The 25785-nt window shown below is 63.2% G+C and carries 26 protein-coding genes; 14 read left to right on the top strand and 12 right to left on the bottom strand.

Translation table 11 applies throughout. The features are described from left to right. Positions 1 to 78: 78 nt before the first annotated feature. The 6 genes from P6U25_RS00980 to hemJ all read right to left on the bottom strand — a co-directional run bounded on the left by P6U25_RS00980 (position 79) and on the right by hemJ (position 7328). Positions 79 to 930 carry a ParA family protein gene (locus P6U25_RS00980; RefSeq protein WP_407149582.1) on the bottom strand — a complete coding sequence of 284 codons (852 nt, stop codon included), beginning with the start codon at positions 928 to 930 and terminating at the stop codon, positions 79 to 81. A gap of 31 nt (positions 931 to 961) precedes the next feature. Continuing rightward, a complete protein-coding gene (rsmG, locus tag P6U25_RS00975) occupies positions 962 to 1627 on the bottom strand; it encodes a 16S rRNA (guanine(527)-N(7))-methyltransferase RsmG (RefSeq protein WP_407149581.1) in 666 nt (221 codons plus the stop codon). 68 nt (positions 1628 to 1695) lie between these two features. Further along, positions 1696 to 3579 carry a tRNA uridine-5-carboxymethylaminomethyl(34) synthesis enzyme MnmG gene (gene mnmG / locus P6U25_RS00970; protein ID WP_407149580.1) on the bottom strand — a complete coding sequence of 628 codons (1884 nt, stop codon included), beginning with the start codon at positions 3577 to 3579 and terminating at the stop codon, positions 1696 to 1698. A gap of 179 nt (positions 3580 to 3758) precedes the next feature. After that, the gene (mnmE, locus tag P6U25_RS00965) at positions 3759 to 5090 is read right to left on the bottom strand and encodes a tRNA uridine-5-carboxymethylaminomethyl(34) synthesis GTPase MnmE (protein ID WP_407149579.1); all 1332 of its coding nucleotides are present in this window, start codon (positions 5088 to 5090) and stop codon (positions 3759 to 3761) included. A gap of 299 nt (positions 5091 to 5389) precedes the next feature. Further along, the gene (rho, locus tag P6U25_RS00960; protein ID WP_407149578.1) at positions 5390 to 6655 is read right to left on the bottom strand and encodes a transcription termination factor Rho; all 1266 of its coding nucleotides are present in this window, start codon (positions 6653 to 6655) and stop codon (positions 5390 to 5392) included. Between the two features lie 250 nt (positions 6656 to 6905). Further along, positions 6906 to 7328, bottom strand: a complete 423-nt coding sequence (hemJ, locus tag P6U25_RS00955; RefSeq protein WP_407152721.1) for a protoporphyrinogen oxidase HemJ — start codon at positions 7326 to 7328, stop codon at positions 6906 to 6908. A 445-nt stretch (positions 7329 to 7773) separates the two neighbouring features. Between hemJ and P6U25_RS00950 the strand changes: the two genes are divergently transcribed. Genes P6U25_RS00950 through dnaQ form a run of 4 tightly spaced genes read left to right on the top strand, consistent with a single transcriptional unit; the run spans position 7774 to position 10619 of the window. Further along, positions 7774 to 8610, top strand: a complete 837-nt coding sequence (locus tag P6U25_RS00950) for a pyruvate, water dikinase regulatory protein (protein ID WP_407149577.1) — start codon at positions 7774 to 7776, stop codon at positions 8608 to 8610. 10 nt (positions 8611 to 8620) lie between these two features. Then, positions 8621 to 9229, top strand: a complete 609-nt coding sequence (locus tag P6U25_RS00945) for a Maf family protein (RefSeq protein ID WP_407149576.1) — start codon at positions 8621 to 8623, stop codon at positions 9227 to 9229. A gap of 41 nt (positions 9230 to 9270) precedes the next feature. After that, positions 9271 to 9870: a dephospho-CoA kinase gene (coaE, locus tag P6U25_RS00940; protein ID WP_407149575.1), complete on the top strand. Its 600-nt coding sequence runs from the start codon at positions 9271 to 9273 to the stop codon at positions 9868 to 9870. A gap of 29 nt (positions 9871 to 9899) precedes the next feature. Continuing rightward, entirely contained in the window at positions 9900 to 10619 is a 720-nt protein-coding gene (gene dnaQ / locus P6U25_RS00935; protein WP_407149574.1) for a DNA polymerase III subunit epsilon, read from the top strand. A gap of 68 nt (positions 10620 to 10687) precedes the next feature. Here the strand turns inward: dnaQ and secB are convergent, their stop codons facing one another. After that, positions 10688 to 11176 carry a protein-export chaperone SecB gene (gene secB / locus P6U25_RS00930; RefSeq protein WP_407149573.1) on the bottom strand — a complete coding sequence of 163 codons (489 nt, stop codon included), beginning with the start codon at positions 11174 to 11176 and terminating at the stop codon, positions 10688 to 10690. 415 nt (positions 11177 to 11591) lie between these two features. On the opposite strand from secB, the gene P6U25_RS00925 reads away from it, so the two are divergent. From P6U25_RS00925 to P6U25_RS00915, 3 genes are all read left to right on the top strand, one after another. Continuing rightward, positions 11592 to 12296, top strand: coding sequence for a Tim44/TimA family putative adaptor protein (locus P6U25_RS00925; protein WP_407149572.1), 705 nt, complete (start codon positions 11592 to 11594; stop codon positions 12294 to 12296). A gap of 148 nt (positions 12297 to 12444) precedes the next feature. Continuing rightward, positions 12445 to 13905, top strand: a complete 1461-nt coding sequence (locus P6U25_RS00920; protein WP_407152720.1) for a murein transglycosylase A — start codon at positions 12445 to 12447, stop codon at positions 13903 to 13905. Beyond that, entirely contained in the window at positions 13902 to 14492 is a 591-nt protein-coding gene (locus P6U25_RS00915) for a Smr/MutS family protein (RefSeq protein ID WP_407149571.1), read from the top strand. Before P6U25_RS00920 ends, P6U25_RS00915 begins: the two co-directional genes overlap by 4 nt. Positions 14493 to 14534: 42 nt before the next feature. On the opposite strand, the gene P6U25_RS00910 is transcribed toward P6U25_RS00915, so the two are convergent. The 4 genes from P6U25_RS00910 to hslV all read right to left on the bottom strand — a co-directional run bounded on the left by P6U25_RS00910 (position 14535) and on the right by hslV (position 18228). Beyond that, positions 14535 to 15659, bottom strand: a complete 1125-nt coding sequence (locus tag P6U25_RS00910) for a hypothetical protein (protein ID WP_407152719.1) — start codon at positions 15657 to 15659, stop codon at positions 14535 to 14537. 155 nt (positions 15660 to 15814) lie between these two features. Then, the gene (gene hslU, locus P6U25_RS00905) at positions 15815 to 17119 is read right to left on the bottom strand and encodes an ATP-dependent protease ATPase subunit HslU (RefSeq protein WP_407149570.1); all 1305 of its coding nucleotides are present in this window, start codon (positions 17117 to 17119) and stop codon (positions 15815 to 15817) included. Positions 17120 to 17182: 63 nt separating this feature from the next. Beyond that, a complete protein-coding gene (locus tag P6U25_RS00900; protein WP_407149569.1) occupies positions 17183 to 17668 on the bottom strand; it encodes a GNAT family N-acetyltransferase in 486 nt (161 codons plus the stop codon). 2 nt (positions 17669 to 17670) lie between these two features. After that, positions 17671 to 18228: an ATP-dependent protease subunit HslV gene (gene hslV / locus P6U25_RS00895; RefSeq protein ID WP_407149568.1), complete on the bottom strand. Its 558-nt coding sequence runs from the start codon at positions 18226 to 18228 to the stop codon at positions 17671 to 17673. Positions 18229 to 18409: 181 nt separating this feature from the next. Here hslV and hisB point away from each other — a divergent pair, with 181 nt between their 5' ends. From hisB to coaA, 7 genes are all read left to right on the top strand, one after another. Then, the gene (gene hisB, locus P6U25_RS00890; RefSeq protein ID WP_407149567.1) at positions 18410 to 19003 is read left to right on the top strand and encodes an imidazoleglycerol-phosphate dehydratase HisB; all 594 of its coding nucleotides are present in this window, start codon (positions 18410 to 18412) and stop codon (positions 19001 to 19003) included. A gap of 86 nt (positions 19004 to 19089) precedes the next feature. Beyond that, entirely contained in the window at positions 19090 to 19620 is a 531-nt protein-coding gene (locus P6U25_RS00885) for a DUF2628 domain-containing protein (protein WP_407149566.1), read from the top strand. Next, on the top strand, positions 19617 to 20267 hold the full coding sequence (gene hisH / locus P6U25_RS00880) for an imidazole glycerol phosphate synthase subunit HisH (RefSeq protein ID WP_407149565.1): 651 nt from the start codon (positions 19617 to 19619) through the stop codon (positions 20265 to 20267). Before P6U25_RS00885 ends, hisH begins: the two co-directional genes overlap by 4 nt. A 145-nt stretch (positions 20268 to 20412) precedes the next feature. Then, a complete protein-coding gene (gene hisA / locus P6U25_RS00875; RefSeq protein ID WP_407149564.1) occupies positions 20413 to 21153 on the top strand; it encodes a 1-(5-phosphoribosyl)-5-[(5-phosphoribosylamino)methylideneamino]imidazole-4-carboxamide isomerase in 741 nt (246 codons plus the stop codon). A gap of 9 nt (positions 21154 to 21162) precedes the next feature. Continuing rightward, on the top strand, positions 21163 to 21939 hold the full coding sequence (gene hisF, locus P6U25_RS00870) for an imidazole glycerol phosphate synthase subunit HisF (protein ID WP_407149563.1): 777 nt from the start codon (positions 21163 to 21165) through the stop codon (positions 21937 to 21939). A 93-nt stretch (positions 21940 to 22032) separates the two neighbouring features. Next, the gene (locus P6U25_RS00865; protein ID WP_407149562.1) at positions 22033 to 22356 is read left to right on the top strand and encodes a phosphoribosyl-ATP diphosphatase; all 324 of its coding nucleotides are present in this window, start codon (positions 22033 to 22035) and stop codon (positions 22354 to 22356) included. Positions 22357 to 22371: 15 nt separating this feature from the next. Next, on the top strand, positions 22372 to 23328 hold the full coding sequence (coaA, locus tag P6U25_RS00860) for a type I pantothenate kinase (protein ID WP_407149561.1): 957 nt from the start codon (positions 22372 to 22374) through the stop codon (positions 23326 to 23328). 166 nt (positions 23329 to 23494) lie between these two features. Here the strand turns inward: coaA and P6U25_RS00855 are convergent, their stop codons facing one another. Then, the gene (locus P6U25_RS00855; protein ID WP_407149560.1) at positions 23495 to 25735 is read right to left on the bottom strand and encodes a response regulator; all 2241 of its coding nucleotides are present in this window, start codon (positions 25733 to 25735) and stop codon (positions 23495 to 23497) included. Positions 25736 to 25785 lie beyond the last annotated feature (50 nt).

Here is a 25785-nt window from a genome sequence, read left to right as displayed (position 1 = left end):
CATGCGCCGTGCCCACCAATCCTTGCCGTGCTCGCGGTGGTGGGCACGCTTCGCTTTGCCCACCCTACGAACGATGGCTCAATGCGTGCGCAGCTCGCGCTCGCGCTGGATCACTTCGGTGGCGAGCTTGAGATAGGCTTCGCTGCCGGCGCATTTGAGATCGTAGACCAGCACCGGCTTGCCGTAGGACGGCGCCTCCGAAATGCGCACGTTGCGCGGGATCATCGTGTCGTAGACTTTGCTGCCCATGAACTGGCGCACGTCGGCGACGACCTGGTTGGAGAGGTTGTTGCGCGAGTCGAACATGGTCAGCACGATGCCGTGGATCGACAGGTTCGGATTGAGCGTCGAGCGCACCTGCTCCACGGTCTGCAGCAACTGCGACAGACCCTCGAGCGCGAAGAACTCGCACTGCAACGGCACCAGGATCGCATCCGACGCCGCCATCGCATTCACGGTGAGCAGATTGAGCGACGGCGGGCAGTCGATCAGCACGTAGGTGTAGTCGGCGTCCGGCGAGACGTTGTTGTTGAGCCCCGCGATCGCGTCGCGCAACCGGAACGCGCGGCCCGGCGTGGTGCCGAGCTCGAGCTCGAGGCCGGAAAGATCCATCGTGGAAGGCGCGATATGCAGCCGCGGCACCGCGGTCGCAACCACCGCATCGCGCAGCGGTGCTTCGCCGACCAGCACGTCATAGGTCGAGCAACTGCGGTTGCGGCGATCGATGCCGAGGCCGGTCGAGGCGTTGCCCTGCGGATCGAGATCGACGACCAGAACCCGCTCACCGATCGCCGCGAGTGCCGTACCAAGGTTGATCGCTGTGGTTGTCTTGCCGACCCCGCCCTTCTGGTTGGCGAGCGACAGGATGCGTGGATGGCCGGCCGGCTGCGGCGCCCTATCCTCTTGATAAACCTCATCCATCACAGTCATACCAAAATACCACTTGCTGCCGCGGAGACCCCTAGCGCCGCTCGATTGACCTGAGTTCGACGATCCAGCCGTGTCCGCCGGTACGGCTGGAATGAAGCTTTGGTTCAATATTCCAATATTTAGTGGCCTCGGTCAATTCGGCCTCTACATCTTGCCCCTTCAAAAACAGCGCCGTCGCGCCCTTTTTGATCCACGGCTCCGCAAAGCCGATGAGTTGATGTAACGGAGCCAGCGCCCGCGCGGTGACGCAATCGATCGGACCGGAGATTCTATCCACAGTATCCCCGATATCAGCGAGATGCACTGTGCCTGGTGACGCCGTCACGCGAATCGCCTCGCGCAAGAATGCCGCCTTCTTGGCGATTCGCTCAACCAGATGAATCGACGCCCCCGGCGTCTCGGCGAGCGCGCAGGCCAGCACCACGCCGGGAAAGCCCCCGCCGCTGCCGAGATCGACCCATGACTTCGCCGATGGCGCCAAGCTCAGGAGCTGCAGTGAATCAGAGATGTGGCGGGTCCAGAGATTGGGGAGCGTCGATGGCGCGACGAGATTGGTCTTGGCCTGCCATTCCAGCAGGAGCGCGACATAGCGATCGAGCCGAGCTTCCGTTTCACGTGAAACGGGGGTCAGCGCGAGCGCCGCAGCCTTGTCGCCGGAGGAGACGTGGAGCTCTGAAGATTGCGAAGCTGAAGCCATACCTTGAATGTCGGTCGTGCTTACCCAGCAATCCAGAAACCACCCTGGGGAAGCGATAGATTGCCCGGCTACGCGGATACCTTCGCGGCCTTGCGACGCGCCTCGCGACGCAAATAGGCGGCCAGGATCCCCAATGCGGCCGGGGTCATGCCGTCGATCCGGCCCGCCTGTCCGATCGTCCGCGGCTGCGCCTTCTGCAGCTTGGCACGCGCTTCATTCGAGAGGCCCGGCACATCGGCATAATCGACGTCGGTCAGCACCAGCCCTTCGTCGCGCCTGAAGGCGTCGACGTCGGCGGTCTGGCGCTTCAGATAGACGTCGTATTTGGCGTCGATTTCGAGATGCACGGCGATGGCTGGCTCAATGGCCGACAATTCGGGCCAGATCGCCCGGACCGCAGGCCATTCGACCTCCGGATAGGCCAGCAGTTCAAAGGCGGAGCGGCGGTTCCCGTCGCGATTGAGCGACAGCCCGTGCTTGGCGGCTTCATTCGGCGTGATCGCAAGCGACTTCGCCAAGGCCTTCGCGGCCTCCAGCGCCGCCATCTTCCTCTGATGACGTTCCGCGCGGGCCGCCCCGACACATCCGAGTGCGATGCCCTTGTCGGTGAGCCGCTGGTCGGCGTTATCGGCCCGCAGCGTCAGCCGATATTCGGCGCGCGAGGTGAACATCCGATAGGGCTCAGTGATCCCGCGGGTGACGAGGTCATCAATCATGACACCGAGATAGCCGTCAGCGCGGTCGAACACGATCGGATCAGCGCCACCAGCGGCCAATGCGGCGTTGAGCCCGGCAACAATGCCCTGCCCGGCCGCCTCTTCGTAGCCCGTGGTGCCGTTGATCTGACCGGCCAGAAACAGTCCCTGAAGACGCTTGGTCTGCAAAGTCGGATCGAGCTCACGCGGATCGACATGATCGTACTCGATCGCATAGCCGGGCCGGACCATCTTCACCCGCTCGAGACCCGGAATGCTAGCGAGGATCGCGAGTTGGACCTCTTCCGGCAGCGAGGTGGAAATACCATTAGGATAGACCGTGCTGTCGTCGAGCCCTTCCGGTTCCAGGAAGACCTGGTGGCCGTCGCGATCGCCAAAACGGACAATCTTGTCCTCGATGGAGGGACAATAACGTGGTCCGGTGCTCTTGATCTGGCCGGAATACATCGGCGAGCGATGGACATTGGCCCGGATCACCTCGTGAGTCGCCGGCGTGGTCCGGGTGATGCCGCACTGGATCTGCGGCGTCGTGATCCGGTCGGTCATCACCGAAAACGGCTCGGGTGGGTCGTCTCCGGGCTGCATTTCGACCGCGGACCAGTCGATCGTGCTGCCATCCAGCCGTGGCGGGGTTCCGGTCTTGAGCCGTCCGAGGGTAAAGCCGATCCGTTCGAAGGACGCGGAGAGCCCCATCGCCGGCGCCTCACCGACTCGGCCGGCGGGCCAGTTCTTTTCGCCGAGGTGGATCAGACCGCGCAGAAAGGTTCCGGTCGTAATCACAACGGCGCCGGTCGAAAACGTCCGGCCGTCAGCCAGCCGAATGCCGGTCACGCGCCCGTCGGAAGTAATTAGTTCGTCAGCTTCACCTTCAATCACGCTCAGGTTTGCGGTCTCGGTGATCGCAGCCTGCATCGCAGCAGCGTAAAGCTTCCGATCCGCCTGAGCCCGCGGCCCACGGACCGCCGGCCCCTTGCGGCGATTGAGCATCCGGAACTGGATGCCGCCGGCATCGGCGACACGGCCCATCAGACCATCGAGCGCATCGACCTCGCGCACCAGGTGCCCCTTACCGAGGCCTCCGATGGCGGGATTGCAAGACATTGCACCGATAGTCGAAAAGCGGTGCGTCACCAGAGCAGTCTTGGCGCCCATCCGGGCAGCCGCGCTTGCAGCCTCGCAGCCGGCATGGCCGCCGCCGATGACGATGACGTCAAATGTATCCGCCCGAGAAATCATGGCGGGACTTCTATCGCGGAGTCATGAATGCCGGAAGAACGAAGTTGCGTGACCCGTTGTTTCACGTGAAACGAAACGGTTCCAGCGCGTGGTCTGTTTCACGTGAAACGTTAGAGGCGGCCGACCAGCGTCAGTGCCGTTTCACGTGAAACGATTTACTCGCAACCCGGCTGGCCGCCCTACTTTCCAATGCAAAAGTCGCGGAAGATGAAGTCGAGAATGTCTTCGACATCGACCCGACCAAGCAGCCGGCCGAGGGAAAATGCCGCGCTGCGGAGCTCCTCGGCCGCCAACTCTTCGCCCTGCCCGATCACCTCGAGGCTGCGGCGAAGCGACTGCGTTGTCTCCTCTAGCAACTTGCGTTGCCGTGCCCGGCTGATCAAACCGCCTTCGCTGGTGCCGAAATAGTCGTGCGCGAAGCCAACCAGCGCCGCGATCAGCTCGGGGATCCCATCGCCACGAGCTGCGGAAATCCTGAACTGCGGATGTCGGCTCCCGCCCGGTCCGCCTGATCGCGCACCATCGAGATCGACCTTGTTGCGTACGAGCCAGACCGGCGTCGCATCTTCGTGCGCCCCCGCCTTGTCAGCGCCATCGGTCAGCCAGAGGACGAGATCGGCTTCCGCGGCTCGCGCCCGCGCGCGGCGGACGCCCTCCTGCTCCACCGGGTCCTCGGTCTCACGGATGCCGGCCGTATCGATGACCGTCACCGGATAGCCGTCGAGATCGAGCTGAACCTCGATGACATCGCGCGTGGTGCCGGCATGCGGCGAGACGATCGCAACCTCGCGCCGTGCGAGTTGGTTGATCAGCGTCGACTTGCCGACATTCGGCGGACCAGCGATCGCCACCACCAGGCCGTCACGCAGCCGTTCACCCTGCCCCTGCGCCGCAAGGACTTCCTGAATCTCGCCGTAAAGCGATCTGATCTTCGCCAGCGCCGGCGCGATCAGCTCGTCGGGCACGTCGCCTTCGTCGGAGAAATCGATGCCGGCTTCGATCAGTGCGGACGCCGCAATGATCTGCTCACGCCAGTCGCGTGCACGATCGCCAAGCAGCCCCTTCAACTGGCGCAGCGCCTGGCGTCGCTGGCGGTCCGTGTCGGCGTGGATCAGATCATCGAGACCTTCGGCTTCGGTCAGATCGAGCTTGCCGTTCTCAAAGGCCCGCCGCGTAAACTCGCCCGGCTCGGCCGGGCGGACGTCATCAAAGGCCGCCAGCGCGCCGAACATCGCGGCCAGCACCGCACGTCCACCATGAACGTGAAATTCGGCGACATCCTCGCCGGTCGCGCTCGACGGAGCCGGAAACCACAGCACGACCGCGTCATCGATCGGCTGACGGTCGGAATCACGGAGCAGCGCACAGGTCGCCATCCGCGGCGTCGGTGTCTTGCCCACAAGACCTGCAATGACCGACTCGGCCATTGGCCCAGAGACCCGGATGATCGCGATCGCACTCGGTGCTCGGCCCGACGATAGCGCGAAAATGGTTTGGTCGCGTAGATGCATCGCCTGTTTGTTCCCGGGCTCTTATAAAGCCAATGCGATTTCGTTCGGCAATGTTGATCAGTAAATGCTGCACTGCGATATCGCTTGCAGCATTCGCGCAGCAATTCTGCTGCAAAGCAGCCTTTCCACAGCGCGGCAACGCCTAGCGCTATAAATTATTAAATAAAATCAATATGTTATATAGTCAATGAAGCACTAACGCCTGTTGGCTCGTGCTGCACGCTTGTTGCAACATGACCGCAACATGAAAAAGGCGCCCCGCTTGGACGGAGCGCCTTTCTGCATTCCGGGCCGCAGCCTCAGGTGTTCATCGAGTCGAAGAACTCCGCGTTGTTCTTCGTGTTCCGGAGTTTGTCGAGCAGGAAGTCGATCGCGTCCATGGTGCCCATCGGATTGAGGATGCGGCGCAGGACGTACATCTTCTTGAGCACTTGCGGATCGGTGATGAGCTCCTCCTTGCGGGTGCCGGAGCGGGCAATGTCGATCGCGGGGAACGTCCGCTTGTCCGAGACCTTGCGGTCCAGGATCAGTTCGGAGTTACCGGTGCCCTTGAACTCTTCGAAAATGACTTCGTCCATGCGGCTGCCGGTATCGACCAGCGCGGTCGCGATGATGGTCAGCGAACCGCCCTCCTCGATGTTACGGGCGGCGCCAAAGAAGCGCTTCGGACGCTGCAACGCATTGGCATCGACACCGCCGGTCAAGACCTTGCCGGATGACGGCACCACCGTGTTGTAGGCACGGCCGAGGCGCGTGATCGAGTCCAGCAGGATGACCACGTCGCGACCGTGCTCGACGAGCCGCTTGGCCTTCTCGATCACCATCTCGGCGACCTGAACGTGACGAACTGCCGGTTCGTCGAAGGTCGACGACACCACCTCGCCCTTTACCGAGCGCTGCATGTCGGTGACTTCTTCCGGACGCTCGTCGATCAGGAGCACGATCAGATAGCAGTCGGGATGATTGGCGGTGATGGAGTGCGCGATGTTCTGCATCAGCACCGTCTTGCCGGTACGCGGCGGCGCCACGATCAGGGCGCGCTGGCCCTTGCCGATCGGCGCGACGATGTCGATCACACGGGCAGAAAGGTCCTTCTTGGTGGAGTCCTCGAGCTCCATGCGGAAGCGCTGATTGGGAAACAGCGGCGTGAGGTTGTCGAAATTGACCTTGTGCTTGGATTTCTCGGGGTCTTCGAAATTCAGCGTGTTGACCTTCAGGAGCGCGAAGTAGCGTTCGCCTTCCTTCGGGCTGCGGATGTGGCCTTCGATGGTGTCACCGGTGCGCAGGCCGAAACGGCGGATCTGCGAGGGCGAGACATAGATGTCGTCGGGACCCGGCAGATAGTTCGCGTCAGGCGAACGAAGGAAGCCGAAGCCGTCGGACAGCACCTCGACGACGCCTTCACCGATGATATCGGTCTCCGCGATCGCGAGTTGCTTGAGGATGGCGAACATCAGCTCCTGCTTGCGCATGGTGCTGGCGTTTTCGACCCCGTTCTCTTCCGCAAACGAGACGAGCTCAGCCGGCGTTTTCGATTTGAGGTCCTGGAGTTTGATTTCCCGCATGGGGGTCGTCCTGTGAGGAAGTAAGTGGGGAAGGGGTGCGAGGTGGCTTTGGAAAAAGCGGACGCCAAAGGAAGGTCCGCAGGTCTCAGCCAGGAAAGTGCCGTTGGGGCTTCAAACCTGATGCGGCGCCGGCCCAAAACGAACCGAAACGCGACCACATCCGCCTGCGTAGGGTGGGATAAAGCCTATATAGAAAATCGATTCGAGCTCCGCAAGAAGGACTGAAGCGGCTTCTTGGGCATTGCGGCCCCTAGAACGGCTTGACGACCACCATGATGACGATGAAGATCATCAGGATCGTCGGTACCTCATTGATAATACGATAGAATTTCTGACTGCGGTGATTCCGGTCCGCGGCGAAATCCTTGACGCAGCGGGCCAAAAAGCCGTGGACGCCGGACATGATCAGCACCAGCGTAAATTTGACCTGAAACCAACCCGAAAGGTACCAATGTCCGGACCAGACCAGATAAAGCCCGGCGAGCCAGGTCACGATCATCGCAGGGTTGATGATCGCTTTCAAAAGCCGCCGCTCCATGACCTTGAACGTCTCGGATTGCTTCGAGCCGGGCTGGGCTTCGCAATGGTAGACGAACAGCCGCGGCAGATAGAGCATGCCCGCCATCCACGAGATGACGGCAATGATATGCAGGGCCTTGATCCACTCATACATGGCGGGGCTGCCTTTCAAGGAACGGCTCGGGTGGTCTTAGCGTTGCGAGCAAAGCTCTGCGAACGAGGGACGGATACATATCCGCAAGCTCGCCTCTCCTAAACCTATTAATTTTAGAATCTAAGGTTTGAGTCTGAATGACGGTGGATTTGACTCACGCAACGCGATCCAGTCGTTCTTGCAGGCTTGTTCACATCCCTCAACATTCTGGCGCGCCGGCATGCTCACCGGGATTCGGTGGTCCGGCTCAATCGCTTGCGCGGACCTGTGGTCAGCTTATGAAGAGACAAATCCACACCTACCCACTATCATCACTCCCATGACATCGACTTATCCTTTCGCGAGGTGCTGTGAAGAAAGGGATGAGATATCCCGAGGCCGGCCGGCGGCTCCGGAATCTCCTCCTCGGTCTCCACAGCGATTCACAAAGTAGACAGGAGTTTTGGTGCCGACGAACTCCAACTATTTCCATCTTCATCTGGTGTCCGATTCGACCGGCGAGACGCTGATCACCGTGGCGCGCGCGGTCGCTGCGCAATACGCCAACGTGACCGCGGTCGAGCATGTCTATCCGCTGGTGCGCAGCCAGAAGCAGCTTGATCGCGTGCTCGACGAGATCGAGGAATCGCCGGGCATCGTGCTGTTCACACTTCTGGAAAAGGATCTGGTCGGCCGTCTCGAAGACAAGTGCAAGGAGATCAATGTTCCAAGCTTGTCGATCATCGGGCCGGTGATGCAATTGTTCGAGGCGTATCTAGGTGCCGCAACGACGGGGCGGGTCGGCGCGCAGCACGTGCTCAACGCGGAATATTTCCGGCGGATCGATGCGCTGAACTACACCATGATGCATGACGACGGTCAGCATGTCGAAGGCCTCGAGGAGGCTGACGTCGTGCTCGTCGGCGTGTCTCGCACGTCGAAGACGCCGACCTCGATCTATCTTGCCAATCGCGGCATTCGCACGGCGAACATACCGCTGGTGCCAGGCATTCCGCTGCCGCATCAACTCGAAACCATCAAGAAGCCGCTGGTCGTCAGCCTGCACGCAACGCCGGAGCGATTGATTCAGGTGCGGCAGAACCGCCTGCTCAGCATGGGTGATCACGACAACGACACCTACATCGACAAGCAGGCGGTGGCCGATGAGGTTGCTTTCGCGCGGCGCTTGAGCGCGAAGTTCAACTGGGCTTTGCTCGACGTGACGCGCCGCTCGATCGAAGAGACCGCGGCCGCGGTGATGAAGCTCTATGCCGACCGCCAGCGCGCACGGCCGCCGGAATGATCGTTAGGTCATGACCATCTGGCGCGGACAACAGAAGCTGATCCTGGCCTCGCAAAGCCGCGCGCGCAAAATGCTGCTCGAAAATGCCGGCCTCGACGTCGAGACCTTGCCGGCCGATATCGACGAGCGCGCGGTGCAGAAGAAGTCCGGTCTGTCAGCACCGGGCGAGATCGCCTCGCTGCTGGCGCGCGAAAAGGCCTTGTTCATCTCCCGCCAAAGGCCCGGACGCTATGTCGTCGGCGCCGACCAGACGCTGGCGCTGGGACAGCGGATGTTCAGCAAACCGGCTGGCCGGGCGCAGGCCGCCGAGCAACTGGGCTTGCTGGCGGGCAAGGTCCATGAACTGCACTCGGCTGTCTCGGTTGCGCGTGACGGAAAAACCTTGTTTGCCGATGTGAGCGTCGCGCGCATGTCGATGCGGCGGCTCAGCGAAGGCGAGATCGATGCTTATCTCGACCATGCCGGAACCGCGGTGACGACCAGCGTCGGTGCCTATCAGCTCGAGGGTCTGGGCGTGCATCTGTTCGAGCGCATCGAGGGTGACCATTTCACCATTCTCGGCCTGCCGCTATTGTCGTTGCTTGCGTTCCTGCGCGGCGAGAGACTGCTCGCGGTCTGAGACGCTGTTGACAGGCATGGCGACGGAAAGATGCTGATCCGATGTTGATCCTTGGACTGACCGGCTCGATCGGGATGGGAAAATCCACAACCGCAAAGCTGTTCGCGGAAGCCGGTGTGCCGGTATACGACGCCGATGCGGCCGTGCACCAGTTGTACGAAGGGGAAGCGGCGCCGGCGATCGAGGCTGCCTTTCCCGGCACCACCTTCAACGGCAAGGTCGACCGCGCAAAACTCTCCGCACGCGTGGTGCACGATGCCGCGGCGATGAAGCAGCTCGAGCAGATCGTGCATCCGATGCTCGGTGCGTCCCGGCAGAAATTCTTCGCCGACGCGGAGGCCGCCGACGCTCCCGTGGTGGTCGTTGATGTGCCGCTGTTGTTCGAGACCGGCGGTGAAAAGCGCGTCGATGCCGTGGTGGTCGTGTCCACATCGCCGGAGCTGCAGCGCGAGCGCGTGCTGGCGCGCGGCACGATGGATGCGGCCAAGCTCGATGCCATCATCGCCAAACAGATGCCGGACGCCGAAAAGCGCAGGCGGGCGGATTTCGTGGTGGATACCTCGCACGGGCTCGACCCGGTGCGGGGGCGCATCCGCGACATTCTGGCCGAGGTTGCTAAGATGCCGAAGCGGCGCGCCTGATTCGCCCGCTTTTCGGAATTCCTCACGTCATGCGCGAAATCGTTCTCGATACCGAAACCACTGGCCTCGATCCGCTGCGCGGTGACCGGCTGGTCGAGATCGGCTGCGTCGAGATCTTCAATCGCATGCCGACCGGGCAGACCTACCACGTCTATATCAATCCCGAGCGCGACATGCCGGCAGAGGCATTCGCCGTGCACGGCCTCTCGACCGAGTTCCTGGCCAGCAAGCCGCTGTTTGCCGAGGTGGTTGACGAGTTCCTGGCGTTCATCGGCGACACGCCGCTCGTGATCCACAACGCCTCATTCGACGTCAGCTTCATCAACGCCGAGCTCGATCGCATCAAACGGGCAACGATTCCGAAGGATCGCTTGGTCGACACCTTGCTGCTGGCGCGGCGCAAGCATCCGGGTGTGTCGAACCGGCTCGACGATCTCTGCTCACGCTACTCGATCGACAATTCCCACCGCACCAAGCACGGTGCGTTGCTCGACGCCGAGTTGCTTGCCGAAGTCTATATCGACCTGATCGGGGCGCGGCAGTCGCAGCTCATCCTGGCGTCGGAGACGTCGGATGTACGCGTCGGCAGCTATGGCGATACGCCACGGCGGCAGCGTGAGATTCCGCTTGTACCCCGGGTCAGTGATGCCGATCGCGAGATCCACCGGGCCTTTGTCGCCACCCTGGGCGACAAGCCGATCTGGAACGACTATTTGCCGCCCGTACCCGTGGCTGCCCCGGCCGCCTGAAAGCAATTGGGCTCTGATTGGGATCAGAGCCGAATTTGCTGGCTGCTAGGTTTGCCTGAAAGCCAGGCTCAGCTCGGCTTGACGCCGGACGCCGCCTGTGCGGCGGCCTGTCGTTCCATGTTCTGGCGGTAGAGGCCGACGAAATCAACCGGATCGAGCATCAGTGGCGGGAAGCCGCCGTCGCGGACGGAGGTCGCGACAATCTCGCGCGCGAACGGGAACAGCAGCCGCGGACACTCGATCATTACCAGCGGGTGCAGGTTCTCCTGCGGAACATTCACGATACGGAACACGCCGGCATAGGCCAGATCGAAGCTGAACATCACCTTGCCGGCGCTCTCAGCCTTGCCCTCGATCGACAGGATCACCTCGAAGTCGTTGTCCGCGATGTTATTGGCGGCGACGTTGATCTGAATGTTGATCGCCGGCTGCTGCTGCTGCGGGCCGAGCGAGGCTGGCGCGTTCGGGTTTTCGAACGAGAGATCCTTGGTGTATTGCGCCAGCACGTTGAGCTGGGGAGGGGCCTGCTCGACGGGTGCGCCGTTGCCGTTGGTCATGAAATGTCTCCTGAAGCGGCGCTCGATGGACAGGATGTCCGACGGCACGCGTCAAAGTGTTGGAAATCCGATGCCGCGCGAGTGGCTATCATAGGCCCGGCGCGCTCGACAAGGACGACGAGGCAAAGGACGCGTCGCTTGCGGCCGATTTGTCTGCCGCGGCCCGCGAATTCGATCCACCAATCTCTTAACGGCTTCCTAAATTATTGAATATGCGTGATTTCTGGGCAGGAACGGGTTTCCCCCCGGCGGTAAAACGCGCTACAATTGCCCGTGCCAAAAAGCGCCATTGGCCGGGCACAGTTTCGTGCCTACATGCTGCGGACTCAATCGGTGATGTAATCTCTGCCGTTCCCGCATCGGGAACGCTCTACGGCCGGCCCGTTGCCGGCAGAGACCAGAAAGCGAAATCGACGTGGATATCTACACCATCATCTTCCTGGCGCTGGCTGTGTTCATCTTCCTGCGCCTGCGCAGTGTCCTTGGACAGCGCACCGGAAGCGAGCGGCCGCCCTATGATCGCGCCGCGCCCAACGTCGTGCAACGCGGCCAGGACAATAACAACGTCGTTCCGATCCCGGGATCGGTGATCGATCAGCCCAGCACGGCGCGCGTGGAGCCGTCTGAACCGACCGACCGCTGGAAGGGAATCGCCGAGCCCGGCACGCCGCTGGCGCAGGGTCTCGATGCGGTCGTTGCCCAGGACTCCTCATTCGATCCGCGACATTTCCTCTCGGGCGCCCGCTCGGCTTACGAGATGATCGTGCTGGCCTTCGCCAATGGCGACCGGCGCGCCCTCAAGGATTTATTATCGACCGAGGTCTATGAAAGCTTCGAGGCCGCGATCAAGGACCGTGAGAAGCACGAGCAAAAGACCGAGACGCGGTTCGTGTCGATCGACAAAGCCGAGATCGTCAGCGCAGAAACGCGCGATCGTACGGCGCAACTGACCGTCCGCTTCGTGTCGCAGATGATTTCGGTCACGCGTGACAAGGTGGGCACGATTGTCGACGGCAGCCCGGACAAGGTGGCCGACATCACCGATGTCTGGACTTTCGCCCGTGACTCGACGTCCCGCGATCCGAACTGGAAGCTGGTTGGCACTGGAAGCGCTCACTAAACATCTCGGCTATGGGCGCCTTGCCGTTGCGAGCTGCGCGCTCGCGGTTCTGTGCTCCACGGCAGCGATAGCCGCACACTACAGATCGAAATGGCGCGTGCCGCCGCGGCACGAGCCGGCGCGCCAAATTCCCTATCCGAAGCTTGAATTGCCGCTCCAGGTCAGCGGCAGCCAGTATGAGCCGCTCACCTGGGCCACGATCCCCGGCTGGAACGACGACGACCATCTTGCCGCCTACAAGGCATTTCGGACGAGTTGCAAGCCGATCGCGGCGCAGCAGGGGCTGCCTGCGGAATCGAAGGCGCTCGGCAGCTCGCTGCGCGATCCCTGCCGGATCGCCAAGCGGCTCGAGCCCACCGACAGCATCAGAGCAAAGGAGTTCTTCGAGCAGAACTTCGTGCCGCTGCGCATCTCGCGGCTCGGCGAAGACGCAGGCTTCGTCACCGGCTATTACGAGCCGGTGCTCGAGGGCTCCCGCACGCAGACCGACGTGTACAACGTTCCAGTCTATCGCCGGCCATCCAACCTGTTCGTGCGCGGCAAGACGCAGGATTCGGTCGGCCTGCCCAACAGCGGCCCGGTGTACCGCAAGATCGGCCGGCGCAAGCTCGTGCCCTATTACGATCGCGGCCAGATCGAGGACGGCGCGATTGCCGGCCGCGGCCTGGAGATCTGCTGGCTGAAGAGCCAGACCGACCTTCTGTTCGCGCAGATCCAGGGCTCGGCGCGGATCAAGCTGGCCGATGGCACCACGCTGCGCATCAATTATGATGCGCATAACGGTTATCCTTATACGCCGGTCGGACGCATCCTGATCGATCGCGGCATCATCCCGAAGGACCAGATGTCGATGCAGAAGATCAGGGAATGGATGGAGCAGAACCCCGATGGCGCCAAGGAGCTGCGCCGGCAGAATCGCTCCTACATCTTCTTCCGCGAAGTCCCGCTTTCCGACAAGGATGAAGCGGTCGGTGCGCAGGGTGTCCCACTGACGCCGGGCCGTTCGATCGCGGTCGACAAGGCGTTGCACGTCTACGGCACGCCGTTCTTCATCGAGGGCGTGCTGCCGATCGAATCCGAGCAGTCGAAAACGCCGTTCCATCGGCTGATGATCGCGCAGGATACCGGTTCTGCGATTGTGGGTCCCGCGCGTGCCGATCTGTATTTCGGCGCCGGCGCGGATGCCGGGAAGGTGTCGGGTCGGCTGCGGAATAACATGCAGTTCGTCATGCTGGTCCCGAAGGGCCTTGACCCGGTCGCCCGCGGCCGCAAGCTGCCGGTTCCCGACGCTCGGCCGTCGGCGCGGATCGCAAAGCAGTTCCCACAGACCGATCCGCTGAAGGATAGACCGGCCGCAAAACCGGCGAACGCGGCTGTTGCCAAGGATGCGACCAAGGGTGCGGCGAAGGACCCGACTGGCAATGCCACGAGCAACCCGGCGAAGGGTCCGGCTGCGATGAGAACCACTGCGCCTCCGGCGACGACGGGCGTGACAGCGCCCGTCGTGCAATCCGCGCCTGTGGCAGAACCGGTGCCGTTGTCGGCAGCCCGGTCTGGAAACTCGCAGCAACCGGAGAAGCGGCGCCCTCGCCATCGCGACGATCAATGAAGCGTCCCGCGCCGATCCTCGACCTCTCCGCTCCGTCGCGGCGCAAGCGCGCGTTGAGCGAGGAGGAGCGTGCGCTCTGGGAGAGCGTGGCGAAACAGGTCAAGCCGCTGCGCAAGCGGCCGGTCGTCGCCAAAGCGCCCACGGTCGCCGCTGACCCGGGCGCGCATCACGTTCCGGCAAAGCCTGTTCCGGTCAAGCCGGCGCCCGCGAAGGCCGCACCGGCGCCGCGCCCGCATTTGCCGCCGCTCGCGCCAATCGGCCGCCGCGAGCGCGCAAAGCTGTCGCGCGGCAAGCAGGAGATCGACGCGCGGCTCGACCTGCACGGCATGACGCAGATGCGCGCGCATCGGGTGCTGCTCGCCTTCCTGCAGCGCGCTCACAGCGACGGGCTGACCTTCGTTCTGGTCATCACCGGTAAGGGCAAGGTCGGCGGCCCGGACTCCGAGCGCGGCGTGCTGCGGCGCCACGTGCCGGAATGGCTCAGCCTGCCGGAATTCCGCTCGCTGGTCGTCGGCTTCGAAGAGGCCCATATCGGCCATGGCGGCGAGGGCGCGCTCTATGTCCGCGTCCGTCGCGCGAGGGCGTGACCCGGAACGCGTGTGCCCGAGATCATGCTCGATCCAAGATGGCTAAAACGGCCTGATGATCCCGACGCGCGGGATTACCGTGACGATCCAGCCGAGCGTCGTGGTCCTGCGATCGTCTGAGGCGATCACCGGCACCTCCTTCGAGGCGGGCAGCGTCTTCACGGCGTGCAGCATCAGGAACATGCAGACCGCCCAGTTCGAGATCCAGCGCGAGTAATCGAACACCATCACGAACATGACGAAGAAGCCGGCGCTGATCATGATGATCGCGGCGATCACGATGCGGCGGTGCAGCTCGCTTGCAAGCGCGTCGATCAGGCGCGCGAAATAACGCCAGAGCGGCGCGTGCAGCCAGATCAGCAGCGCGAACACCGGAACGCCCAGGATGTTCGAGGGCATGCGCGCCCAGGTATCGGTAATCTCCTTGGCCAGCGGCTGGTACCAGATATAGCCGAACTCAAGCAGGTCGGTTCGTGACGGATCGGCCATCCGGCTCCGCAGGTGATGGAGGAATTCGTCATAGGGCACGTCGACGGTGCCGAGAAACTGCGCGGCCAGGAAGAGAATGCCGACCGCGGCCAACGCCGCGATGCCCGTCGCTGCGTTCCGCGATGTCACGCCCTGCACCAGATAGAAGCGCAGCACCACGATGGCCGCGATGGTCGGCACATACATCAGGACGAAGATGTGGTGGATCAGGATCAGCACGATCGAGAACAGCGCGGCGAGCAGCACATAGGAAATCGAGCGCGCCGGGATCAGCAGCAGCACGATGGTTAGTGCGCAGCCATAGATGTCGAAATGGCCGAGCGAGAACATGAAGTTCTTTAGGAAGAACGGCGATCCCGCGGTGAAGACGAACAGCGGCCAATGCGCGTCGTCGAGCCTGAAGGTGCGGCGGAACAGCTCGACGAACAGGCCAAGCGTCACCAGCCAGATCGCGCCACCCAGCGCAAACACCAGCCACACCGGCACCTTGTCGGTGAACAGCGAGACCATCGCGCCGATCAGCGCACGCTTAGTGAAGCCGTAGTGGTAGTCGACCAGCAGGTGGATGTAGGGGACGAACGGCCGCAGCGTGATCTTGTAAAAGAATAGCCCGATCAGCAGGGCGGCGTTGGCGCCAAGCATCACGCGCCAGGGGTTTTTCGTCAGTCCCGAATTCAGGTTCATCGTCGTCCCGGCCAAGCGAAGCGCGAGCCGGGACCCGTAACCACAGCCATGCGCTTGGCGGTGGGCTGGAGCTGCTACTCGTTTCGACAATGGTCGCCGGTGGTTATGGGTCCCTGCTTTCGCAGGGACGACGATCTTAACGGTAACGCCTACAAAATAAACCGGCTGAGATCCGCGTTCTTGGCGAGATCGCCGACGTGCCTGGTCACGTAGTCGGCGTCGACCTGGATGGTGTCGCCGTGGCGGTCGGGCGCGGTGAAGGAGATATCATCCAGCACCCGCTCCATCACGGTCTGCAGTCGCCGCGCGCCGATGTTCTCGACTGTCGAGTTGACCGCGACCGCGACGTCGGCCAGCGCGTCGATCGCAGCGTCGGTGATGTCCAGAGTCACACCCTCGGTCTTCATCAGCGCGACATACTGCTTGATCAGCGACGCCTCGGGCTCGGTCAGGATGCGGCGCATGTCGTCGCGGGTGAGTGCCTGCAGCTCGACGCGGATCGGCAGGCGGCCCTGCAACTCGGGCAGCAGGTCGGACGGCTTCGCGATGTGGAACGCGCCGGAGGCGATGAACAGGACGTGGTCGGTCTTGACCGCGCCGTGCTTGGTCGAGACCGTGGTGCCTTCGATCAGCGGCAGCAGGTCGCGCTGCACGCCCTCGCGCGACACGTCGCCGCCGCCGGCGCGGTTCTCGCGCACGCAGATCTTGTCGATCTCGTCGAGGAAGACGATGCCGTTGTTCTCGACCGCGCTGATCGCTTCCTGCACCAACTGGTCGGTGTCGAGCAGCTTGTCGGATTCCTCGTTGACCAGGATTTCGTGCGAGCCTTCGACGGTCAGGCGGCGCGTCTTGCTGCGTCCGCCCATCTTGCCGAAGATATCGCCGAGCGAGATCGCGCCCATCTGGGCGCCGGGCATGCCGGGAATCTCGAACATGGGCATGCCGCCGCTGGACTGTACCTCGATCTCGATCTCCTTGTCGTTGAGCTCGCCGGCGCGCAGCTTCTTGCGGAACGACTCGCGCGTTCCGGCACTGGCGGCCGGACCCACCAGCGCATCCAGCACGCGTTCCTCGGCGGCGAGCTGGGCGCGGGCGTGGACATCCTTGCGCTTGCGCTCGCGGGTTTGCGCGATCGCCACCTCGACCAGGTCGCGGATGATCTGCTCGACGTCGCGGCCGACATAGCCGACCTCGGTGAACTTGGTGGCCTCGACCTTGAGGAACGGCGCGCCGGCGAGCTTGGCCAGCCGCCGTGCGATCTCCGTCTTGCCGACGCCGGTCGGCCCGATCATCAGGATGTTCTTCGGCAGAACCTCCTCGCGCAGGGAACCGTCGAGCTGTAGCCGCCGCCAGCGGTTGCGCAGTGCAATCGACACCGCACGCTTGGCATCGGCCTGGCCGACGATGAAGCGATCGAGTTCAGAAACAATTTCACGGGGGGAGAAGTCGGTCATTGGCTCTAGCTAGGTTGAAAGAACTCTCTCGGCAAGCACTGCTCAGGAGCTGCGACGTCGGCGTCATCTGTCGCGGATCATCAGCAGTGCCGGTCCGTCGGGCGTGTTGATCAAGGTCGTCTTGCGGAAACCCGCCTTTTCATAGGCGCGTACTGCGCGTGCATTGGCCGGGCTGGGGTCGGTCACCACCCGCGGCGTCTCCCGCGCCAGCCGTTCGTCGACAAAGGCACGAATCAAGGCCGAGCCATGGCCGCACGCGATCATGCCCGGCTCGCCGATGAAGAGGTCGATGCCGCGGGTGCCGTCCGGCTGCCGGCCGAAGCCGGACTCCCAGGCCGTCACGTCGTAGCACTGGATGTAGCCGAATTCGCCATCGTCGGCCGAGACGATGAACTGGTCCATCGCGGGCTCGTCGAGGTCACCGCTGACCAGGGCGAATTGCTCGGCCGGGTCGCCCCACCACTCCCGGACGTGCGGCAACGCAAGCCACCGCTCGAGCTGCGGCAGGTCGGCCGAGGTCATGGGGCGAAAGTGGTAGACGCCGGCCACGCTCAGCCGCCTACAGTTTCGATTGTCACGTTCCGGTTGGTGAAGACGCAGATGTCGGCGGCGATATCGAGAGCGCGGCGCACGATGCTCTCGGCGTCCTTGTCGGTGTCGATCAGGGCGCGCGCAGCAGCGAGCGCATAATTGCCGCCCGAGCCGATCGCCATGATTCCGGCCTCCGGCTCCAGCACGTCGCCGGTGCCAGTCAGCACCAGGGAGACGTCCTTGTCGGCGACGATCATCATCGCTTCGAGGCGGCGCAGGTAGCGGTCGGTGCGCCAATCCTTGGCGAGCTCGACGGCCGCCCGGGTCAATTGGCCCGGATATTGTTCCAGCTTGCCCTCGAGCCGCTCGAACAGGGTGAAGGCATCGGCGGTCGCGCCGGCAAAGCCGCCGATCACGTCGCCTTTGCCGATCCGCCGGACCTTCTTGGCGTTGGCCTTGATCACGGTCTGGCCGATCGAGACCTGCCCGTCGCCGCCGATCACCACCTTGCCGCCCTTGCGGACCGTGCAAATCGTGGTGCCATGCCAGACCGGCAGCTCGTTTGGGGATGGTTGCATAGGTTACCTCTCTCTGGGGCAGATTTAGGCGGTCGGACAGGGGGTTACAATCGGACGATTTGGCAAGAAATTCCGGTCATCATGGTCGGAAGTCGGGTCAATTCGACGTCATCCCGCAGTAGCGAAGGTGACATCGGCCTGTTAAAAGACCGGCGTTTTCGGCACGGGAAAGCTCATTTTCATGCGCACGGCAACCATCAAGCGCAAGACCAAGGAGACCGACATCGAGGTGACGGTCAACCTCGACGGAGCAGGCGTATCCACGGTTTCGACCGGGATCGGCTTCTTCGACCATATGCTCGACCTCCTGGCCCGGCATTCGCGCATCGACATCACGGTGAAGGCGGATGGCGATCTCCATGTCGATTACCACCACACCACCGAAGACGTCGGGATCGCGCTCGGACAGGCCATGAAGCAGGCGCTCGGCAACATGGCCGGTATCACCCGCTATGCCTCGATCCATATGCCGATGGACGAGACGCTGTCGCGCGTCGTGATCGACATTTCCGGCCGCCCGATGCTGGTGTTCAGGGTCGAATTCCCGCGCGACAAGATCGGCGAGTTCGACACCGAGCTGGTCCGCGAGTGGTTCAACGCGTTCGCGATGAACGCCGGTGTGACTCTGCACGTCGAGACCTTATATGGCGAGAACAGCCACCATATCGCCGAATCCTGCTTCAAGGGTTTGGCCAGGGCGCTGCGAACGGCGGTCGCGGTCGATCCGCGCAATCAGGGCGAGGTGCCCTCCACGAAGGGTCAGCTCGGCGGCTGATACTGGAGCATAGTCCGGAAAAACCAGGTACCGGTTTTCCGGCAGTTCATGCTCAAGAAGACGGACTATCCTCGGCGGAGCTTTCGATGCCGGTCTACACAGTGCATGCCCCCGTGGCTGACAGCGCCGATCTTGCGGCGACCGACAAGTTCACTTTTGTGCGCGATGGTTTCCATTTCTGGGCCGCCGTCGCGAGCGTGATCTGGCTTGCCTGGAACCGGCTGTGGCTGGCGCTGGTTGGCTGGATCATCCTCAGCTTCGCTATCGATTTCGGGCTGGCCAGGCTCGGCGTTGGGCGCGGCGCGATCTTCTTCGTCGACCTGGTGCTGATGCTGCTGATGGGATTCGAGGCGGCCAGCCTGCGACGCTGGACATTGTCGCGGGGCAAATGGCGGCAGCTTGACATCGTCGTGGCCGATGATGAGGAAGCCGCCGAGCGCCGTTTCTTCGAGCGCTGGGCCGCTCGCCATCGCGGCATCGTCAACGATCAATGGTCGGTCGACCGCGGCGGCCCGCCACCGACACGGACTATTCCGGGCCAGCCGTTCTCAAAACCACCACTGCCGCCGCAAGGCAGCATTATCGGATTATTTCCAGAGCCAGGAGGATCGCGATGACCGTTGCAATCATCGACTACGGCTCCGGGAATCTGCATTCCGCGGCAAAGGCGTTCGAGCGCGCCGCGCGCAGCATGGAGGATCCGCAAGCGATCAAGGTGACGCGCGATCCCGATGCGGTGTATCGCGCTGATCGTATCGTGCTGCCTGGTGTCGGCGCCTTTGCCGACTGCCGGCATGGCGTCGACGCTGTCGACGGCATGCTGGAAGCGCTCACCGAGGCGGTCCGGGTCAAGGCGCGGCCGTTCTTCGGCATTTGCGTCGGCATGCAGCTCATGGCGACGCGCGGCAAGGAGCATGTCACGACCGAGGGCTTCAACTGGATTGCCGGCGACGTCGTCAAGATCGAGCCGCGTGATGAAAGCCTCAAGGTGCCGCACATGGGCTGGAACACGCTCGACCTCGCTCGCGAGCACCCGGTGCTGGAGCGATTACCGCTTGGTCCGAAGGGCCGTCACGCCTATTTCGTGCACTCTTACCACCTTGCCGCCGCCGACGAAGTCGACGTGCTGGCGTGCGCCGACTATGGCGGGCCGGTCACCGCGATCGTGGCCAAGGACACCGCCATTGGCACTCAGTTTCACCCCGAGAAGAGCCAGCGCTTCGGCCTCGCCTTGATCTCGAATTTCTTGAAGTGGAAGCCGTGATGGCCGTACCTCTAGCTACCTCCCCCCTTGTGGGGGAGGTCGAATGCGAAGCATTCGGGAGGGGGGTAAGCCACAAGCACCGTGTCCGCGGCTACCCCCCACCCCAACCCTCCCCCACAAGGGGGGAGGGAGCAGGCAACAGAGCATGATCCTCTTTCCCGCGGTTGATCTGAAGAACGGCCAGTGCGTGCGCCTGGAGCAGGGCGACATGGCGCGCGCCACGGTGTTCAATCTTGATCCGGCGGCGCAGGCTCGCGCCTTTGCCGCGCAGGGCTTTGAATATTTGCATGTCGTCGATCTCGACGGTGCGTTTGCCGGCAAGCCGATGAATGCGCACGCCGTGGAGGCAATGCTGAAGGCCGTCACCATGCCGGTGCAGCTCGGCGGTGGCATCCGCGACCTCAAGACTATCGAAGCCTGGCTCGACAAGGGCATCACCCGGGTGATCATCGGCACCGCCGCGGTGCGCGATCCCGAGCTCGTGAAGGGCGCGGCGAAGAAATTCCCCGGCCGCGTGGCCGTCGGCCTCGATGCGCGCGACGGCAAGGTCGCGGTCGAAGGCTGGGCAGAGACCTCGCATGTGACGGCGCTCGAGATCGCGCAGCGCTTCGAGGATGCCGGCGTCGCCGCCATCATCTTCACCGACATCGCCCGCGACGGCCTGCTCAAGGGGCTCAACCTCGACGCCACGATCGCACTCGCCGATCGCATTTCGATTCCAGTGATTGCCTCCGGCGGCTTTGCCTCGATCGACGACGTCAAGGCGCTGCTCGCGCCGCGCGCCAAAAAGCTCGCGGGCGCCATCGTCGGCCGCGCGCTCTACGACGGACGGCTCGATCCGGCCGCCGCGCTTGAGCTGATCAAGAGCGCTCGGACTGCGGCCTAGGAGAAGACCATGTTCAAGGTTCGCGTGATCCCCTGCCTCGACGTCAAGGACGGGCGCGTGGTGAAGGGCGTCAATTTTGTTGACCTGCGCGATGCCGGCGATCCGGTCGAGGCCGCGATCGCCTATGACGCCGCCGGCGCCGACGAGCTCACTTTCCTTGACATCACGGCGACCCACGAGAACCGCGGCATCATGCTGGACGTGGTGCGGCGGACGGCGGAAGCCTGCTTCATGCCGCTGACCGTCGGCGGCGGCGTGCGCACCGTCGACGACATCAAGACGCTGCTGCGATCCGGCGCCGACAAGGTCTCGATCAATTCGGCCGCCGTCAGCCGGCGTGAGTTCGTGAAGGAAGCGGCCGAGAAGTTCGGCGAGCAGTGCATCGTGGTCGCGATCGATGCCAAGCGGGTCAAGCGCGCCGGCGGATCGGACCGTTGGGAGATCTTCACCCATGGTGGACGCAATGCCACCGGGATCGACGCCATCGAATATGCCCAAGAGGTCGTCGCGCTCGGCGCCGGCGAAATCCTGCTGACGTCAATGGATCGGGACGGCACCCGGCAGGGCTTTGACCTGCCTTTGACCCGAGCGATTGCCGACAGTGTTCCCGTACCGGTCATCGCGTCCGGCGGCGTCGGCAATCTCGACCATCTGGTCGATGGCGTCCGTGAGGGTCATGCCACCGGCGTGCTGGCTGCCTCGATCTTCCACTTCGGGGAATTTACCATCCGCCAAGCCAAGGATCACATGATGCGCGCCGGGCTGCCGATGCGGCTCGATCCCTAGCGCATGAGCTAGGACTCCTTGTCACAAAAATGCTAAGCCCAGTTGGGGCGTGCACCTCGGACGGTGCCGAGTGCTCACGGTTGAGTTGAGTCAATGTCGCGTTTCACGGTCCACGATCTGGCCGCCACCATTGATGCCCGTGCTGCAGCGGGCGGCGAGGCGTCCTATACCCGTAAGCTGCTCGACAAGGGCACGGCGCATTGCGCCAAGAAGCTAGGCGAGGAGGCAGTCGAGACCGTGATCGCCGCGATCGAAAACGATCGCGATCATCTCATCGCCGAGAGCGCCGATCTGGTGTTTCACCTGCTGGTTCTGTTGAAGTCCCGTGGCGTGAAGCTGGAGGATGTCGAGGCGGCGCTGGAGAAGCGCACGTCGATGTCCGGATTGGAAGAAAAGGCGTCGCGCAAGCGCGATTGATCGAGGAACGGTCTCATGGATATCCGGGCACCAGATCAGCAATACAATCCCTATCGTATCTTCACGCGCGAGCAGTGGGCGCGTCTGCGCGACGACACGCCGATGACGCTGGAGCCCGGCGAATTCGATCGCCTGCGGTCGATGCACGATCGCCTCGATTTGCAGGAGGTCGAAGACATCTACCTGCCGCTCTCGCGGCTGCTATCCATCTACGTCGATTCCACGCAGCGGCTGTACTACGCACAGCGTCAGTTCCTCGGCATCCGCGATCGCAAGATGCCCTACATCATCGGCGTCGCCGGTTCGGTGGCCGTCGGCAAATCCACCACCGCCCGCGTGCTGCAGGCGCTGCTGGCGCGCTGGTCGCCGCGGCCGAAGGTCGACCTGATCACGACCGACGGTTTTCTCTATCCGAATGCCGTGCTCGAGCGGCAGGGCATCATGCAGAAGAAGGGCTTTCCGGAAAGCTACGATCTGCCGACGCTGCTGTCCTTCCTCAGCGACATCAAGGCCGGACGGCGTCGTGTGCGTGCGCCGGTCTATTCGCATCTGACTTACGACATCGTGCCGAACAAGTGGGTCGAGATCGACCAGCCCGACATCCTGATCGTCGAGGGCGTCAACGTGCTGCAGACCGGAAGGCTGCCGCGCGACGGCAAGGCGGTGCCGTTCGTCTCCGACTTCTTCGATTTCTCTGTCTACATCGATGCCGATGAATCGGCATTGCGGCAATGGTACATCACGCGCTTTCTCGCGCTGCGAGACACCGCGTTCACCGATCCCAGATCTTACTTCCACCGTTATGCGCCGCTGTCGGACGAGGAAGCGACGGCAACCGCGATCGCGATCTGGGAGCGCACCAACCTCGCCAACCTCGAGGACAACATTCTTCCGACGCGGCCGCGCGCGACGCTGATCCTGAAGAAGGGCGCCGACCACGTGGTGCAATCGGTAGCGCTGCGGCGGTTGTAGTGCATCGCCAAGGCTGCCACATCATCGGTGTCGTCCCGGCGAAAGCCGGGACCCATAACCACAGGCGTCTGTGGTTCGCGCGGTTGTGGCTTCAGCGCGTCGTAAAACAAAATTCGGTGGTAATGGGTCCCGGCCTTCGCCGGGACGACACTGCGGTTCGGTAAGTCTACGCCGCGAGATGCCGCGACGCGGCCAGTCCCGCAAGTGCCTCTTGCAGCTTGTCGCGATCGAGCGGCTTGATCAGGAAGCCATCCATGCCGGCCTCGAAGCAGGCGTAACGGTCTTCCACCAGCGTGTTGGCGGTGAGCGCCAGAATCGGCGTCCGGCGCCCGGGCTCGCCGGCTTCGTGCGCGCGGATGCGCTTGGTGGTTTCGATGCCGTTGAGGCGCGGCATCTGGATATCCATCAGCACGAGATCATATGGCGTGCCGGCCGACTTGGCCGACAACCAGGATTCCATGGCCTGCTCGCCGTTGGTGGTGATGAGCGCGGTGTGGCCGAGACGGCTGAGCAGCGAGCGCATCAACAGCGCGTTGATCTCATTGTCTTCGGCGACAAGGATCGAGAGTCCCTTGTCGGGCAGTTGGGCCGCCGCGGCTGCAGGCTCGGCCAGCGCTTCCATCGCAAGGCTCGGCGCCGCGACTTCAGGCGATGCGGTCAGGCGCGCGACGAGCGACGACGCACGCAGCGGCTTGACCAGGTAGCCGGTGAAGGCGGGCGTCGAGGATGCCAGCAGTTCCTGCCGCGTCGCAGGCGTGAACATCACGATCCGGTGGACCGCATGGTTGCGGGCAGCATTGGCAAGCGCCTCCATCGCGGGGGTACCGAGCGCGTGGTCGATCAGGATCGCGTGCCAGCTCCGCTCTGGCAACAACGCCTCGGCCACCTCGGCATCGGATACGATCGAGGTCTGTGCACCCCAGCGCTGCAGCCGCCGCGAGATCAGCGCGACCTCGATGCTCTGCGGCGCGATCAGCATGATCGACTGGTTCGAGAGATCTGGCGCAGTGAACGTGTTTGCCTCGTCGGTCTCGGCCGCGGCAAGCGGGATCGACACCTCGAATGTCGAGCCGGAACCGGGCGTGCTCGCGAGTCCGATCCGCCCGCCCATCCGCTTGACGATGCGGTCGCTGATGGAGAGGCCGAGGCCGGTGCCGCCATAGCTGCGCGCAATGCGTTCGTCGGCTTGCTCGAACTCGCGGAAAATCCGCTGCTGGGCTTCCGGCGCGATGCCGATTCCGGTGTCGCGCACCAGGAAGCTGATCTCGCTCGGCGAGATGCCGGGCTCGACGATCAGGGCAACTCCACCTGTTGCAGTGAACTTGATGGCGTTGCCGGCGAGGTTGAGCAGCACCTGCCGCAGCCGCGCGGCGTCGCCGATCACCTGCAGCGGCAGACGTTCATCGACATAGGCCGCGATCTCGATGCCCTTGGCTTGCGCGCGTGGCGCCAGCAACTCGGTGATGTCCTCGATCAGGCCGGATAGCGCGAAGGGCCGATGCTCGAGATCGATTTTGCCGGCCTCGACCTTGGAATAATCGAGCAACTCCTCGATCAGCGCGAGCAGCGCGTCGCCCGACGTCTTGACCGCCTTGACATAGGTCGTCTGCTCCTGCGTCAGCGATGTATCCATCAACAGTCCGCTCATGCCGATGATTCCGTTCAGCGGCGTGCGGATCTCGTGGCTGGCCATCGCCAGGAAACGTGACTTGGCCCGGTTGGCGGCATCGGCCTGGTCGCGTGCTTCGCCGAGCGCGCGCTCGGTCTCGGTGCGATCGGTGACGTCGCGGCCGACGCTCTGCACCTCCGCCGGCATTCCGGCGTTGTTGCGAACGAAACCTTCGCGCCACGCGATCCAGCGCGCACCGAGCGGTCCCTCGATCCTCTGATCGTAGACGCGCGTGCCGTTGGGTTCGAGCGCGACGTCGCCTTGTTCGAGCACCTTCAGCGAGACCGTGCTCCCGATCAGGCTGTCGCGCGGAACCTGCGCCAACTCGCAATAGGCGTCGTTGGCGTAGGTAATGCGGCCCTCGTAGTCGCGCAGCACGATCAGGTCGCCCTGAGCCTCGAACAGATTGCTGACGCGCTGCTCCGCCTCCTGCAGTTCCCAATTGCGATCGGCCATTGCCTCATTGTGCAAGGCGATCGTGCGCAGCTTCTTGCGCATGAGGCGCAGCCGGATGCCCTGCGTGACGATCCAGAGGCAGGCGAGCGCGAACAGGAAGCTGACGCCGATGGCGAACAGGTGAGGATCGTAGCTTTTATCCGAAAGAATGCCGGTGATGAATCCAAAGGCGCCGCCGAACGCCGCGGAGAAAATCATAAACGAGCGGACGATCAACGTGATCCAGGAATGGCGTCGCAGGAAACGACGCAGGCGCAACTTGATCCTGAGGAAACGCCCCATCAATGGTGGCCCTGAGATAGCTTGATCCGTCGGGCACGATGCGTCGGCGA

Source organism: Bradyrhizobium sp. ORS 86 (assembly GCF_045571475.1).
GTDB lineage: Bacteria > Pseudomonadota > Alphaproteobacteria > Rhizobiales > Xanthobacteraceae > Bradyrhizobium.
The sequence above is the reverse complement of the archived record's forward strand: the minus strand, read 5'-3'. Positions and strand labels throughout refer to the sequence as shown.